At 72.4% G+C, this 13,787-nt stretch carries 16 protein-coding genes; 4 read left to right on the top strand and 12 right to left on the bottom strand.

Going from position 1 to position 13,787, the window contains the following annotated elements:
• Positions 1–44 precede the first annotated feature (44 nt).
• Entirely contained in the window at positions 45–1,016 is a 972-nt protein-coding gene (locus IH44_RS0103060; RefSeq protein WP_030457797.1) for a diacylglycerol kinase family protein, read from the bottom strand.
• Positions 1,017–1,067: 51 nt separating this feature from the next.
• On the opposite strand from IH44_RS0103060, the gene IH44_RS0103055 reads away from it, so the two are divergent.
• Positions 1,068–1,496 (top strand): hypothetical protein, encoded by a 429-nt coding sequence (locus IH44_RS0103055; RefSeq protein ID WP_030457796.1) that lies wholly within the window; start codon positions 1,068–1,070, stop codon positions 1,494–1,496.
• Positions 1,497–1,580: 84 nt separating this feature from the next.
• On the opposite strand, the gene IH44_RS0103050 is transcribed toward IH44_RS0103055, so the two are convergent.
• The 6 genes from IH44_RS0103050 to sodN all read right to left on the bottom strand — a co-directional run bounded on the left by IH44_RS0103050 (position 1,581) and on the right by sodN (position 5,698).
• Positions 1,581–2,570: an RNA polymerase sigma factor SigF gene (locus IH44_RS0103050; protein ID WP_081966698.1), complete on the bottom strand. Its 990-nt coding sequence runs from the start codon at positions 2,568–2,570 to the stop codon at positions 1,581–1,583.
• Between the two features lie 37 nt (positions 2,571–2,607).
• Positions 2,608–3,021: an anti-sigma regulatory factor gene (locus IH44_RS0103045; protein WP_030457794.1), complete on the bottom strand. Its 414-nt coding sequence runs from the start codon at positions 3,019–3,021 to the stop codon at positions 2,608–2,610.
• Between the two features lie 170 nt (positions 3,022–3,191).
• Entirely contained in the window at positions 3,192–3,674 is a 483-nt protein-coding gene (locus tag IH44_RS0103040) for a GNAT family N-acetyltransferase (protein ID WP_030457793.1), read from the bottom strand.
• A gap of 117 nt (positions 3,675–3,791) precedes the next feature.
• On the bottom strand, positions 3,792–4,772 hold the full coding sequence (locus tag IH44_RS0103035) for a DUF1648 domain-containing protein (RefSeq protein WP_232794797.1): 981 nt from the start codon (positions 4,770–4,772) through the stop codon (positions 3,792–3,794).
• Positions 4,769–5,116: a GntR family transcriptional regulator gene (locus IH44_RS0103030; protein WP_030457791.1), complete on the bottom strand. Its 348-nt coding sequence runs from the start codon at positions 5,114–5,116 to the stop codon at positions 4,769–4,771. The genes IH44_RS0103035 and IH44_RS0103030 overlap by 4 nt, the downstream gene beginning before the upstream one ends.
• Positions 5,117–5,302: 186 nt before the next feature.
• Positions 5,303–5,698 (bottom strand): superoxide dismutase, Ni, encoded by a 396-nt coding sequence (gene sodN / locus IH44_RS0103025; protein WP_030457790.1) that lies wholly within the window; start codon positions 5,696–5,698, stop codon positions 5,303–5,305.
• A 152-nt stretch (positions 5,699–5,850) separates the two neighbouring features.
• Between sodN and sodX the strand changes: the two genes are divergently transcribed.
• Positions 5,851–6,225 (top strand): nickel-type superoxide dismutase maturation protease, encoded by a 375-nt coding sequence (gene sodX / locus IH44_RS0103020; RefSeq protein WP_081966697.1) that lies wholly within the window; start codon positions 5,851–5,853, stop codon positions 6,223–6,225.
• 7 nt (positions 6,226–6,232) lie between these two features.
• Here sodX and IH44_RS0103015 read toward each other — a convergent pair whose 3' ends face one another.
• From IH44_RS0103015 to IH44_RS0102995, 5 genes are all read right to left on the bottom strand, one after another.
• Positions 6,233–6,820, bottom strand: coding sequence for an ABATE domain-containing protein (locus tag IH44_RS0103015; RefSeq protein WP_030457788.1), 588 nt, complete (start codon positions 6,818–6,820; stop codon positions 6,233–6,235).
• Positions 6,821–6,959: 139 nt separating this feature from the next.
• On the bottom strand, positions 6,960–7,748 hold the full coding sequence (locus tag IH44_RS0103010; protein ID WP_051816489.1) for an amino acid ABC transporter ATP-binding protein: 789 nt from the start codon (positions 7,746–7,748) through the stop codon (positions 6,960–6,962).
• Complete coding sequence (locus IH44_RS0103005) at positions 7,745–8,641, bottom strand: amino acid ABC transporter permease (protein ID WP_030457786.1); 897 nt, start codon at positions 8,639–8,641, stop codon at positions 7,745–7,747. Before IH44_RS0103005 ends, IH44_RS0103010 begins: the two co-directional genes overlap by 4 nt.
• Positions 8,642–8,720: 79 nt before the next feature.
• Positions 8,721–9,623: an ABC transporter substrate-binding protein gene (locus IH44_RS0103000; protein WP_030457785.1), complete on the bottom strand. Its 903-nt coding sequence runs from the start codon at positions 9,621–9,623 to the stop codon at positions 8,721–8,723.
• 291 nt (positions 9,624–9,914) lie between these two features.
• On the bottom strand, positions 9,915–10,856 hold the full coding sequence (locus IH44_RS0102995) for an ABC transporter substrate-binding protein (protein WP_030457784.1): 942 nt from the start codon (positions 10,854–10,856) through the stop codon (positions 9,915–9,917).
• A 558-nt stretch (positions 10,857–11,414) separates the two neighbouring features.
• On the opposite strand from IH44_RS0102995, the gene IH44_RS0102990 reads away from it, so the two are divergent.
• A complete protein-coding gene (locus IH44_RS0102990) occupies positions 11,415–12,608 on the top strand; it encodes an NADP-dependent malic enzyme (protein ID WP_030457783.1) in 1,194 nt (397 codons plus the stop codon).
• 183 nt (positions 12,609–12,791) lie between these two features.
• The gene (locus IH44_RS0102985) at positions 12,792–13,754 is read left to right on the top strand and encodes a quinone oxidoreductase (protein ID WP_030457782.1); all 963 of its coding nucleotides are present in this window, start codon (positions 12,792–12,794) and stop codon (positions 13,752–13,754) included.
• Positions 13,755–13,787 lie beyond the last annotated feature (33 nt).

The following is a 13,787-nucleotide window of genomic DNA, read 5'->3' as shown; positions in this document are numbered from 1 at the left end:
AAGGGGCTCGAACGTTCGAGTGCAAGGCAAGGTCCCCCTTCTGGTCACACAATCACACGCAGTGCCCGCCGTACGCCTGTGAAACTGACGCGACTCCTGTCTCCAAGGTGGTCCCCGTCGACCTGAAACGGGGCCGGTTCCTCTGAAACCAAGGTGAAGTGCCGAACGTCGTGATAGGAGACGAGGTGCTTGCCGGACGGGCCGGGCGGGCGTTCGCCCCCCTCCGCGGCGGGCAGCGGACGGAGGATCTGACGGACCGTTCGGGCGGTCCGGAACGCGGTCATTCGAGTGATGCCGAAGATGTCCAGATCGGTTTCGAAGGACGCCGACGGCGAGGGGAAGACCGGACGGGAACCCAGGAACGTCCACGGTGAAGTGTTCGACACTATGGCCATCACCATGCCCGGCACCGGGTCCCCGCCATTGATCTCCAGGGAGATCGGCCCCGAACGGCGGTGTTCACGCTCGGTGATGTAGTGCCGGAGCGCCTCCACCAGGTAGAGCGCGTGGGTGGATTTGCGCCCCGCCCGGCGCTGGCGCTCCACCCGGCCCACCACGCCCGCGTCGAAACCCAGGCCCGCGGTGAAGGTGAACCAGCGGTCCGGCAGCCCGTCGGTCAGCGCCTTGCCCAGGCCGATCGCCCGCTCCCGGCGGCCCGCCAGCGCGTCCAGCAGCGCGCCGGTCGCCTCCACCGGGTCGTTCGGCAGGCCCAGCGCGCGGGCGAACACGTTGGTCGAACCGCCCGGCACCACCGCCAGCCGCGGCACCCGCTCGCCCGGCCCGTGCGTCAGCAGGCCGTTCACCACCTCGTTGACCGTGCCGTCGCCCCCCAGCGCCACCACCAGGTCCACCGAGCCGTCCTCGGCCGCCTGCTGGGCCAGGTCCCGGGCGTGGCCGCGGTACTGGGTCTGCGCGACGTCCAGCTTCAGGTCGCTGCGCAGGGCGTGGATCAGCACGTCCCGGGTCCGGCCACTGGTGGTGGTCGCCTTCGGGTTCACGACCAGGAGAGCGCGCATGGTGATCAGCCTACGACCCGCCCGACATAAGCCCACCGCTACCCTGGCCCGGTGACCGCTGAATCCGCCCCCGCCCCCGCCCCCGCCGCCCGGCCCGTTCCGCTGCTCGTCGGCGCGGCGACCACCGCGCTGGAGGGCGCGGCCATGGCCGGCTGGGGCGTCTACAACCTGCTGTCCGGCTTCACCGGCGCGGACGCCGACTTCGGCCGCGCCGAGCTGGGCGGCGCCGTCCTGCTGCTGATGGGCCTGCTGCCGCTGCTGGCCGCCCGCGCGCTGCTGCGCGGGCAGCGCTGGGGCCGCAGCCCCGCGGTGCTCACCAACTCCATCTGCCTGCCCGTCGCCTACTACATGTGGCAGCCCGGCGGCGCGGCGATGGTCGCGCTCGGCGCCGCCGTCGCGGCGATCGGCCTGGCCGGCATCGTCGCGCTGCTCAACCCGAAGGTCACCGCCGTGCTCTACGGCGCCCCCGACGAGCAGTAGCCGCCCGCCGCGCCGGCACGCCGCAGGGCCCGTCCCCGGGTGGGGGCGGGCCCTGCGACGTCGTGCGGTGCTGCCGTGCGGGGGCTACTCCTCGACCAGCAGCTTCTCGCGCAGCTGTGCCAGGGTGCGGGCCAGCAGCCGGGAGACGTGCATCTGGGAGATGCCCACCTCGGCCGCGATCTGCGACTGGGTCATGTTCCGGAAGAACCGCAGCACCAGGATCTTCTGCTCCCGGGGCGGGAGTTGGGCCAGCAGCGGCTTCAGCGACTCGCGGTACTCGACGCCCTCCAGCGCCTCGTCGGTGGCGCCCAGGGTGTCCGCCACGGCCGGCGACTCGTCGTCGCTGTCCGGCACGTCCAGCGAGAGCGTGGAGTACGCGTTGGCGGACTCCAGGCCCTCCAGCACGTCCTCCTCCGAGATGCCCAGGTGCTCGGCCAGCTCGTGCACCGTCGGCGACCGGCCGTGCCGCTGGGAGAGCTCGCTGGTCGCCGTGGTCAGCGACAGCCGCAGCTCCTGCAGCCGGCGCGGCACCCGCACCGCCCAGCCCTTGTCCCGGAAGTGCCGCTTGATCTCGCCGACGATGGTCGGCGTCGCGTAGGTGGAGAACTCCACCCCGCGCTCGTGGTCGAACCGGTCCACCGACTTGATCAGGCCGATGGTGGCGACCTGGGTCAGGTCGTCCAGCGGCTCGCCGCGGTTGCGGAAGCGGCGGGCCAGGTGCTCCACCAGCGGGATGTGCATCCGGACCAGCTGGTTGCGGATCTCCACCCGCTCCGCCGACCCCTCCGGCAGCTGGGACAGCCGCACGAACAGCGCCCGGGCCGCCTCGCGGTCCGGGGCACCGCTGCGGTGCCCCTGCGCCGGGACGGTCGAGCGCACGGCCTCGGCGGCGGCCGCCGGGCCGCCGCCCTCCGCGGGCTCGGCCGCGGGCGCCGTCTCGGGCCGCTCGGGCTTCGGGTCGGTCGGCTGGCTCATCCGGTGGGAGTCCTTCGGGAAGGCTTCGTCAGGGGCGGCGGTGCGGGCGGCGCTCGCCTGCGGCGGTACGACGGCAACTGTGCGGTCCAGATCACTCACGGCGATCACCCGTTCCGTTCCGAGAACACGTCACTGGCTACGGCTGGCCCGGCGACCCGCCGCGCTTCTTGTTCAGGCTGATCGAGACCGTGTTGTCCGACCCGACCGCGGAGTCCACCTCGCCGGCCAGCGCGGAGAGCACCGTCCAGGCGAAGGTGTCCCGCTCCGGGGCCCGGCCGTCGGTGGTCGGGGCGGAGACGGTCACCCGCAGCGCGTCGTCCACCAGCCGGAACTCGCAGCTCAGGATCGAGCCGGGAACGGCCTGTTGGAGCAGGATCGCGCAGGCCTCGTCCACCGCGATGCGGAGGTCCTCGATCTCGTCCAGGGTGAAGTCGAGTCGTGCCGCGAGACCGGCCGTCGCCGTTCGCAGCACCGAGAGATAGGCGCCCGCCGCGGGCAGCCGGACCTCAACGAAGTCCTTCACTCCGGGCTCGCCGTCGATCTGGGACACCCTCACCTCCTGGGTGACGCACGGTGCTTGCGGCCGGGGGAAGCTGCCAACACCACTGGCTCGGTTCAACTGCCTTGTGCCCCGAGACGTTACCGCGCCCGGGGGTGGTCTGTCGTGATCTCGCCGCACCGTCACGGGAACGAGGGATCACCGTTCGAACGGGGGCGCGCTCAGCGCGGCCGGGAGCCGAGCTCGGCGAGCGCGCCGTCGGTCAGCCGGAAGACCGTCCACTCGTCCATCGGCACCGCGCCGAGCGACTTGTAGAAGCCGATCGAGGGCTCGTTCCAGTCCAGCACCGACCACTCCAGGCGCTGGTAGCCGCGCTCCACGCAGATCCGGGCCAGCTCGGTCAGCAGCGCCTTGCCGTGGCCGCCGCCGCGCTTCTCCGGGCGGACGTACAGGTCTTCCAGGTAGATGCCGTGGGTGCCGCGCCAGGTCGAGAAGTTGCGGAACCAGAGCGCGAAGCCGACCGGCTCGCCCGAGCCCTCCTCCTCGGCGATCAGGCCGAACACCGCCGGGTGCTCGCCGAACAGCGCGTCGTGCAGCTGCTCCCGGGTGGCCTTCGCCTCGGGCAGCGCCCGCTCGTACTCGGCGAGTTCGCGGATCATGGTGTGGACGAAGGGGACGTCGGCGGGAGTCGCGGTGCGGATCATACGGTCGAGCGTACTCATCTCACCCCTTCATCCGGAATGGGCTTTATGCCCGGGGCAGCACCGCCGGAAACGGTCTCCGGGCGGTGCTGCCGGTGGGGGGAGGGGCGGGGCGGGCGCTCAGGCGGACTGCCGGGCGCGCAGCGCGTTCAGCAGGGCGGCGCCGCGCTCGGCGTCGTCGACGCTGACCGCGAAGTCGTGGCCGGTGGCGCGGATCCGGACCACCAGGCACTCGCCGGCGCGCAGCATCACGGTGGTGCCGAGCCCGCTCAACCGGTAGCCCCAGCCGCCGACTTGGGAGGGCAGCCGGCGTTCGACCCGGGCCGACTCCAGCTCGGCCAGCGCCCAGCGGCGGGTCGGCAGGCCGAGCGGGCCCAGCGCCACCTCCAGGCCGGTGTCGGAGACCCGCACCCGCACCGAGCAGCAGGACGCGGCGGCCAGGCAGAGCACCGCGAGCACGGCGGCCAGCGGCCAGCCCCACTCCGCCCCGAACAGGCCGGTCGCGCTGCCCAGCAGGGCCACCGCGGCCGGCGGGCCGCTGACCGCCGCGAGCACCCGCAGCGCGGGGTTGGCGGCCCGGGAGAACCACGCCAGGCGCTCGCCCTCGGGGAGGTCCAGCACCGGGCCGGCGGGCGCCGGGGGAGCGGCGGCCGACAGCCCGCGCCCGCCCAGCAGCCGCACCGCCAGGCCGGTCAGCAGCGCGGCGGCCAGTGCGCCGAGGAACCAGCCCAGCGGGAGCCGGGCCCCGTGCCAGTCGGCGCGGTCGAGGTTGGCGCGGACCGCGGCGGTCTGCAGGCCGAGGAACAACACGCCGCCCGACAGCAGGCCGGCCAGGGTCCAGACCCGCAGCAGCGGGTCGGTCCGGCGCAGCGCCAGCAGGCCCGCGGCGCCCGGCACCGCCCAGATCAGCGCCGGGACCAGGCAGGCCGCCCACAGCGGCATCGAGCCGTTCGCGGTGCTGCCGCGCCAGTGGGTGGCCAGCCGGTCGGGCAGCCGGTCGCCGACGGTCAGCGGCAGCAGGGCGGTCAGCACGGCGCTGCCCGCCACCCAGAGCGTCGGCCACCACAGGCCGCCCCGTCCGCCGTTCTCCTGCTCGCTCACGGTATCCCCCTGATCATTTCGATGAGTTCGTCCCTGCCGTACCCGGCCCTGGCGGCCTCCGCGACCAGCGCGCGGGCCTGCTCCAGCAGCCCCGAGCGCCGCTCGGCGCCGTCCGCGACCGTCACGCCCCGGCCCCGGCGGAACTCCAGCACCCCGTTGTCGCGCAGGTCGCGCAGACCGCGCAGCACGGTGTTGACGTTCACGTCGAGGGCCTGCGCGAGGTCGCGCGCGGAGGGCAGTCGGTCGCCGGGGCGGAACTCGCCCTCGGCGACGGCGCGGCGGACGGCGGCGGCGACCTGCTCGTGCAGGGGCCGGGTGTCCTTGGTGTCCAGTCTCAGCAACATGGTGCTAATGAAACTAGCACCATTATGTTCTCGGGTGAAGTGCCGGGGGCGGGTCGAGGACGGGGCGAGGACGGGTCGAGAGCGGGCCGGGGAGGGGGCGGACGGGGCCGGAAACGCCGAACACCCGGCTGCCGGGCCCCGGGAGGGGCGGTGGCAGCCGGGTGTCCGGCGAGGGCTGACGCGGGGTCAGGCCTTCTTGGTCTCCCAGAAGATCGCGTCGATCTCGGCGATCAGGTCCAGCAGGGCCTGACCGGTGGCCGGGTCGGTGGACGCCTTGGCGGCCGAGGCGGCCTTGCCGGCGCGGTTGAACAGGTCGTGCAGGCCCGGGTAGGCCTCGAAGTGCGGGGCCTTGAAGTAGTCGGTGTGCAGCACCGAGAGGTGGTGCTTGACCAGCTCGGCGCGCTCCTCCTTGATGACGATGGCGCGAGCCCGGAACTCGGCGTCCTCGTTGGCCTGGTACTTCTCCTGAGTGGCCTTCACCGACTCGGCCTCGATGCGGGCCTGGGCCGGGTCGTACACGCCGCAGGGCAGGTCGCAGTGGGCGTGGGCGGTGACTCGCGGAGCAAACAGACGAGAGAACATGGGGGTCCTTCCTTAGATCGTCTTCCCGCGCCCGACATTACCCTCACGGCAGGCCGAAATCGCGGCCGCCCCGGGGGCCTAGGGCAAAAGAAGGAGTCCGAATCGTGCGATATGGGGCACCGCTCGGCGTCGTCGACGTCGCCGGCCCGTCGATGCGCCGGCTGCTCTCCGACGGCGACCGGGTGCTGGTGCGCTACGGTGCGCCGCTGCGGCCCGGGGCGATCGCGCTGTTCCGGCACCCGCTGCAGCAGGACCTGCTGGTGGTCAAGCGGGCGGCGGAGCGGCGGCCGGGCGGCTGGTGGATGCTCTCGGACAACCCGCTGGTGCGCACCGACAGCCGCGAGTACGGGCCGGTGCCGGACGGGCTGGTGCTCGGCCGGGTGCTGCTGCGGCTGGCCCCGCGGCCGGCCTGGCTGGCGCCGGGGCGGCGGCTGGAGCGGGCGCTGCGCGGGCGTCCGCTGGGCGGGCGGGTGCCGCGGCTGGCGGAGCGGCTGGGCGTCAGCACCCCGTTCGAGGACCGGTTGTGACGGGTGCTCAGCCGGGCACGGACAGTGTGCGCTGGGCCTCCTGGCGCTTGCGGGCCCGGTAGGCGGCCACGTTGGCGCGGGTGGCGCAGCGGTCGGAGCAGTAGCGGCGGGAGCGGTTGGTGGAGGTGTCCAGGTAGGCGTTGCGGCAGGGGGCGGCCTGGCAGATGCCGAGCCGGTCGACGCCGAGGCCGGTGAGGTGGATGGCCAGGCCCATGCAGGAGACGGCGGCGTAGTTGGCGGCCGCGGTGGGCGCGTTGTCGGCCAGGTGCAGGTGCCAGTTGGGGCGGCCGGTGTCGTCCAGGTCGTCGTGGCCGGAGACCAGCGGGCTGACCGGGTACTCCACCATCAGGCTGTTGAGCAGGTCGACGGCCCGGACGTCCTCGCCCGCGGCGGCGGCCTCGAACACCCCGCGGAGCCTGGTCCGGACGGCGCGCAGCCGGGGCAGGTCGGTCTCGTCGGCCAGCGCGGAGGCCCGGGACGGCTCGCCGAACAGGTCCCGGACGGCGTCCACCGTGGTGAGGGTGTCGGTGCCGCGGTCGGGCTCCTCGCTGTTGACCAGCCGGACGGCGAAGTCGGCGTACGAGGCGAGCTCCACGGGAGGTCCTTCCGGGGCAGGTGTAATGGGTCGAGCCACTCCAGGGTATTACGTCCGGCTGGGACCCGGCTCGGGCGACCGACCGGGGACGCGGCGAGGTCCCGCTCCGGGACCTCGGAGCGGGACCTCGCCGTGCGTCTCAGAGGACCCTGGACAGGAACGCCTTCGTGCGGTCGTGCTGCGGGTTCGTGAGCACGTCGCGGGGGTGGCCGGACTCCACGACCACGCCGCCGTCCATGAAGACCAGGGCGTCACCGACCTCGCGGGCGAACGCCATCTCGTGCGTGACCACGATCATGGTCATCCCGTCCCGGGCGAGCTGCCGCATGACGTCCAGCACGTCGCCCACCAGCTCCGGGTCGAGCGCGGAGGTCGGCTCGTCGAAGAGCATGAGCTTGGGCTCCATCGCGAGGGCGCGGGCGATGGCGACGCGCTGCTGCTGGCCGCCCGAGAGCTGCGCGGGGTAGTTGTCGGCCTTGTCGGCCAGTCCGACCCGGGCCAGCAGTTCGCGGGCCTTCTCCTTCGCCGCCGCCTTCCCCGTTCCCTTGACCTGGACGGGGGCCTCGATGATGTTCTCCACCACCGTCATGTGCGGGAAGAGGTTGAAGCGCTGGAAGACCATGCCGATGTCGCGGCGCTGGAGCGCGACCTCGCTGTCCTTCAACTCGTAGAGCCGGCCGCCCTTCTCGCGGTACCCGACCAGGTTGCCGTCGACCGACAGCCGGCCGGCGTTGATCTTCTCCAGGTGGTTGATGCACCGGAGGAACGTCGACTTGCCGGAGCCGGACGGCCCGACGAGGCAGAACACCTCACCGGCGCGGACCTCCAGGTCGATGCCCTTGAGGACTTCGAGCGGGCCGTAGGACTTGCGGACCCCTTCGGCCTTGACCAGGACCTGGCCGGAAGCGGGCTTCTGGAAATCGGTCATCGCGCACGCCCAAGGGAGAGCAGGTTCGCCTTGATCTTCTGCAGGGGAGTAGGTGGCAACGTACGGGTGGCGCCCTTCGCGTAGTAGCGCTCCAGGTAGTACTGGCCGACGCTGAAGACCGTGGTGAGCACCAGGTACCAGAAGCAGGTGACGAAGAGCAGTTCCATGACCGCGAGGTTGTTGGTGTAGACGTCCTTGGCCTTGGTCATGAGCTCGCCGTAGGTCACCACGTACGCGAGCGACGAGGTCTTCAGCATGTTGATGAACTCGTTGCCCGTGGGGGGGACGATGACGCGCATGGCCTGGGGGAGGATGATGCGCCGCATGGTCTTGGCCCTGGAGAGGCCGAGCGCGTGCGCGGCTTCGGCCTGGCCCTCGTCCACGGACTGGATTCCCGCCCGGACGATCTCGGCCATGTACGCGCCCTCGTTGATGCCGAGGCCGAGGAGCGCGGCGACGAAGGGCGTGACGAGGGTGTTCGTCGAGACGCCGAACACGGTGGGGAAGACCAGCGCGAGGTTCCACCAGATCAACAGCTGGACCAGCACCGGGGTGCCGCGGAAGAGCCAGATGTACCCCCAGGCCACCGACGAGGTGACGGGGTTCTGCGACAGCCGCATCACTGCGGCGACCACGCCGAGGAGCAGGCCCAGGGCCATCGCGCAGACACTGATCAGCAGGGTGTGCCACGCCCCCGAGACCGATGCCGAGGTGAAGAGGTTGTCGCCGGTGATGGACCACTGGATGTCGGCCCCGGCGAACGCCGCGATCAGCGCGGCCAGGAGGAGGAGCACGACGACGGCCGATACCCACCGGCCGTAGTGGCGCACCGGGATCGCCTTGATCGTGTGCTCGGCAGGGACCTCGCCGGCACCGGTGTTGACGGATGTCATGGGAAAGAGCCTCTCGGGCGGACGGCGGTTTGCGGGGGCCCGCCGGGTGGACACCGTCGCGTGCCCACCCGGGTGCGGGTCAGGAACCGCCGTTGACGGTCACGGAACTGACCGCACCGAGCTTCACGTTGTACTTGTCGAGGATCTTGGCGTACTCGCCGTTGGCGATGAGGGCTTCCACGCCGGCCTTGACGGCGTCGCGGAGCTGGGTGTTGTCCTTGGCCACGCCGATTCCGTAGAGGCCCGGGTCGATCTGCTCGCCGACGACCTCGAAGTCCTTGCCGCCGCCGGACGTCTGCGCGTTGTAGGCGGCGACCGGGTAGTCGTTGAGGTCGGCGACGGCGGCGCCGGACTTCAGCTTGAGCAGGGCCTCGCCGTCGTGCTCGTACCCCTGGATGGTGATCGCGCCCTTGCCCGCCGCGGTGCACTTGTCGGACTGGGTCTTCGCGGCGTCCTCGTTGACGGTCGCCTTCTGCAGGGCGACCGTCTGGCCGCACAGGTCGTCGAGCGAGTGGATGCCCTTCGGGTTGCCCTTCTGGGTCAGGATCGAGGTGCCGGCCCGGAAGTAGTCGACGAACTCGACGCCCTTGCCCTGGCGGTCCTTGTTGTCCGTCATCGCGGACATGATCAGGTCGATCCGCTTGGTGCCGAGGGAGGTGATCAGGGTGTCGAACCCGGCGTCCTGGATCTGGAACTTGACCCCCAGCTGCTTGCCGAGCGCGTCCGCCAGGTCGGGGTCGATGCCGACGATCTTCTCGCCCTGCTTGTACTCCACGGGGGCGTAGGCGACCTCGGAGCCGACCTTGATGACGCCGGCCTTCTGGATCTCGGCGGGAAGCTTGCCGTAGAGCGGTGCCGAGGTGTTGACGCCGCCGGCGGAGCCGCCTCCGCCGCTTCCGCACGCGGTGAGGAGCAGGGAGCCGGCCGCGAGGACGGCGGCTGCGGTGATCGGCCGGAGACGCGGGTTACGGGCAGCGGGCATGGGGGATCTCCTCCTGGGGGAATCGGACGGGGCGCCGCGCCGCCGGTAGTGCCGAGCGGTACAGCAGTTCGGTGCTCGCCACCCTCCGCCGAGGTGACAGGTGGATCCGATGTGGGGGGAATCCTGCCACTGTGGGTGGGAAATCGGACCCCCTCCCAGATCAAAATCGGATAACAGGACGGATGACTGTCCGGTATGCGGAGCTTTTCCCCGACCATGCCACCCGGTGCATGCCCATGCACCGGGTGACACTCCGGACCCGGTCCGCCCGGCCCCGGCCCGCCCGTCCGGTCAGAAGCTGCCGTTCACCACGGCGCTCTGCACCGCGCCGTCGCCCAGGCCCCACTTGGCCAGCACCTTGTCGTACACCCCGTCCCGGATCAGCCGGTTCAGCGCCTTCGCCACGGCGTCCCGCAGCGCGGTGTCCTCCTTGGCGAACGCGATCCCGTACGGCGCCACCTGCAACTGCTCGCCGGCCAGTTGGAACTGCGCCCCGGCCCGGCCGTTCTTGACCGCGTGCGCCGCGACCGGGGAGTCGTTCAGGTCGGCCGCCGCCCGGCCCTGGGCCACCAGCGCCAGCGCCTGGTCGTCGGTGTCGGTCTCGGTCACCGTCAGCTTCTTGCCGGCCTTCTGGCAGGCCCCGACCTGGCGCTCCATCAGCACCGACTGGACGGTGCCGCGCTGCAGCGCGACCGTCCGCCCGCACAGGTCGTCCAGGGTGGCGATCTTCTGCGGGTTGCCCTTGGCCACCACGATCGAGGTGCCGGTGACGAAGTAGTCGACGAAGTCCAGGCCCTCGTTGATCTTGCGGGCCTGGTCGTCGGTGCCGTCCCGGCGCTGCGGGTTGTCGGTCATCCCGGACATCAGCAGGTCGTACTCGTGCGCCTGCAGCCCCAGCCGCAGCCGGTCGAACGGCGCGTCGACGAACTGCACCTGCACGCCCAGCGCGTCGCCCAGCGCGTGGGCCAGGTCCACGTCCAGCCCGTCCGGCTTGCCGCCCTCGCCCTTGAATCCGATCGGAGCGTAGGTCAGGTCCGAGCCGATCCGCAGCACCCCCGCGGACCGTACCTGCGCGGGCAGTTGGGCGTGCAGGTCGGTGTCCGGGGCGCTGCCGCCGGACGGGGTGCCGGAGCCGCAGCCCGCCAGCAGCAGCGAGCCGGCCACCGCGGCGGCGGCGAGGGCGGCGGGGCGGGGAACGGCGCCGGATCTGGCGGGGGGAGTGTCCGTCGACATCTGGGTCCTCCTGTGGGAGAGGTGGGGCGGGCCCCCGCCGCTGCGCGCCGGTGGGCGCGGCCGGGTGCGACGGGGCAGGACGCGGCCCGACAGGCGCGGGAACGTCCGGACAACGGTGGTCGAACACCGGATACTGCCATCCCGACCTGATGGATCGGGTAGCGGGTGTGTCAGAATCTGGTATCGGGTGACCCCCGACGCAGAACTCAGACCGCCGGTTCGCCACAGGGCCGGGGTGCCCAGGAACGGAAGCCGTCACCGGCTCCGTATCCGAAGGCGCCAGCTCCCCTCCGTGTCTGCGTTCACTCCTGCGAGTGCCCTGCGGACCCCTCGCTTCGGGGGCCACGCGGACAAGAAGGACCCGGCACAGGTGCGGTGCCGGATCCGGACGAAACAGCGCAGAACACCTATACCCTCACCCGAGGGCGCCGCCGACGGCAGCGCCCGACCCGGACCCGAGTCCGCCTCGAGCGGCGGACTCGGACTCACGCGTTCCCGCGTGGCCGGGCCGATAGTCCGTCGGACGCGCGCCTTCGCTGATATGACGAAGAGGTCATTGTGGCAGCGGAGATCATCACCGACACCCAGAGCACCGACGACCCGGTGGACGCCGTCTTCGCGCTCCACCGCGGCGGCAAGATGGAGATCCGGGCGACCGTCCCGGTGCGCGACGCCGAGGACCTGTCGCTCGCCTACACCCCGGGCGTGGCCCGGGTCTGCACCGCCATCGCCGAACAGCCCGAACTGGTCGACGACTACACCTGGAAGTCCAACACCGTGGCCGTCGTCACCGACGGCACCGCGGTGCTCGGCCTCGGCGACATCGGCCCGCGGGCCTCGCTGCCCGTGATGGAGGGCAAGGCCATCCTGTTCAAGCAGTTCGGCGGCGTCGACGCGGTGCCGATCGCGCTGGACTGCACCGGCGTCGACGAGATCGTCGAGACCGTCGTCCGGCTCGCCCCGTCCTTCGGCGGCGTCAACCTGGAGGACATCTCCGCCCCGCGCTGCTTCGAGATCGAGAAGCAGCTCCAGGAGCGGCTCGACATCCCGGTCTTCCACGACGACCAGCACGGCACCGCGATCGTCACCACCGCCGCGCTGTGGAACGCCGCCAAGGTGACCGGCCGTCAGGTCGGCGACCTGCGCGCGGTCATCTCCGGCGCGGGCGCGGCCGGCATCGCCATCGCCAAGATGCTGCTGGCCGCCGGCATCGGCGACGTCGCGGTCTGCGACCGCCGGGGCGTGGTCCACCAGGGCCGCGAGGACCTCACCGACGCCAAGGCCGAGATCGCGGCGCTCACCAACCGGACCGGCCGCACGGGCACCCTGGCCGACGCGCTGGCGGGCGCGGACGTGTTCATCGGCGTCTCCGGCGGCACCGTCCCGGAGGAGGTCGTCGCCACCATGGCGCCGGGCTGCTTCGTCTTCGCCATGGCCAACCCCACCCCGGAGATCCACCCCGAGGTGGCCCACCGGTACGCGGCGGTCGTCGCCACCGGGCGCTCCGACTTCCCGAACCAGATCAACAACGTGCTGGCCTTCCCGGGCATCTTCGCCGGCGCGCTCTCGGTCCGGGCCGGCCGGATCTCCGAGGGCATGAAGCTCGCCGCGGCGAAGGCCCTGGCGGGCGTCGTCGCCGACGAGCTGACGCCGCAGAAGGTCATCCCGTCGCCCTTCGACGAGCGGGTCGCCCCGGCGGTCACCCGCGCGGTCGCGGAGGCGGCGAAGGCGGAGGGCATCGCCCGGATCTGACGCGCAGCCGCGGTACCGCGGGGTCCGCCCGGGGACGGGACACCGTCCGGGGCGGACCCCGCCGTCCGTCTTCCCCCGGCACGGGGCGCGGGGCGCGGAACGGCGGTGCGGGAAAAGCAATATGGGGACGTTCACAGTGCGTCGCGGTTAACGGGCCGGGCCCCGCGGGGCTATGGTCCGGGCATGTTCGCTGCCTACGCCGCCCGTATCAGTCCCGACGACCCCTTGAGCGCGCTGGAGCTGGGCGAGCTGCCCGAACCGGAGGCGCGGCCGGGCTGGAGCGTGGTGACGGTGAAGGCCGCCACGCTCAACCACCACGACCTGTGGTCGCTGCGCGGGGTGGGCCTGCCCGCCGAGCGGCTGCCGATGGTGCTCGGCTGCGACGCGGCGGGCGTGGACCAGGACGGCAACGAGGTGGTGATCCACTCGGTGATCGGCCAGAGCGGCCACGGCGTCGGCCCGCACGAGCCGCGCTCGATCCTGACCGAGCGCTACCAGGGCACCTTCGCCCAGCGCGTCGCGGTGCCGACCTGGAACCTGCTGCCCAAGCCCGCCGAACTGAGCTTCGAGCAGGCCGCCTGCCTGCCCACCGCCTGGCTGACCGCGTACCGGATGCTGTTCACCAACGCCGGGGTGAAGCCCGGCGACACCGTGCTGGTGCAGGGCGCCGGCGGCGGGGTGTCGACCGCGCTGGTGGTGCTGGCCAAGGCGGCCGGGCTGCGGGTGTGGGTCACCGGGCGGGACGAGGCGAAGCGGGCCCGGGCGGTGGAGCTCGGTGCGGACGCCGCGTTCGAGAGCGGGGCCCGGCTGCCCGAGCGGGTGGACGCGGTGCTGGAGACGGTCGGCGCGGCGACCTGGTCGCACTCGGTGAAGTCGCTGCGCCCGGGCGGCACGATCGTGATCTCGGGGGCCACCAGCGGGCCGAACCCGAAGGCCGCCGAGCTGAACCGGATCTTCTTCCTGGAGCTGAAGGTGGTCGGCTCGACGATGGGCTCCAAGGAGGAGCTGGCCGGCCTGCTGGCGCTGTGCGCCAACGCCGGGGTGCGGCCGGTGATCGACTCGGTGCTGCCGCTGACGGAGGCCCGGGAGGCGTTCGCCCGGCTGGAGCGCGGGGACGTGTTCGGCAAGCTGGTGCTCACCCCCTGACGGCCCCCGCCGCCCCGCCGCGGCCAAGCCCCG

Origin of the sequence: Kitasatospora sp. NRRL B-11411, from assembly GCF_000721345.1 — a bacterium.
Taxonomy (GTDB): Bacteria; Actinomycetota; Actinomycetes; order Streptomycetales; family Streptomycetaceae; genus Kitasatospora; species Kitasatospora cineracea.
This window is presented reverse-complemented; position numbering and strand designations above follow the sequence as displayed.

Coding starts and splice junctions, on each gene's coding strand:
- IH44_RS0103060 (WP_030457797.1), bottom strand. CDS start 1,016: ATGCGCGCTCTCCTGGTCGTGAACCCGAAGGCGACCACCACCAGTGGC.
- IH44_RS0103040 (WP_030457793.1), bottom strand. CDS start 3,674: ATGATCCGCACCGCGACTCCCGCCGACGTCCCCTTCGTCCACACCATG.
- IH44_RS0103030 (WP_030457791.1), bottom strand. CDS start 5,116: ATGTTGCTGAGACTGGACACCAAGGACACCCGGCCCCTGCACGAGCAG.
- sodN (WP_030457790.1), bottom strand. CDS start 5,698: ATGTTCTCTCGTCTGTTTGCTCCGCGAGTCACCGCCCACGCCCACTGC.
- sodX (WP_081966697.1), top strand. CDS start 5,851: ATGCGCCGGCTGCTCTCCGACGGCGACCGGGTGCTGGTGCGCTACGGT.
- IH44_RS0103010 (WP_051816489.1), bottom strand. CDS start 7,748: ATGACCGATTTCCAGAAGCCCGCTTCCGGCCAGGTCCTGGTCAAGGCC.
- IH44_RS0103005 (WP_030457786.1), bottom strand. CDS start 8,641: ATGACATCCGTCAACACCGGTGCCGGCGAGGTCCCTGCCGAGCACACG.
- IH44_RS0103000 (WP_030457785.1), bottom strand. CDS start 9,623: ATGCCCGCTGCCCGTAACCCGCGTCTCCGGCCGATCACCGCAGCCGCC.
- IH44_RS0102995 (WP_030457784.1), bottom strand. CDS start 10,856: ATGTCGACGGACACTCCCCCCGCCAGATCCGGCGCCGTTCCCCGCCCC.
- IH44_RS0102985 (WP_030457782.1), top strand. CDS start 12,792: ATGTTCGCTGCCTACGCCGCCCGTATCAGTCCCGACGACCCCTTGAGC.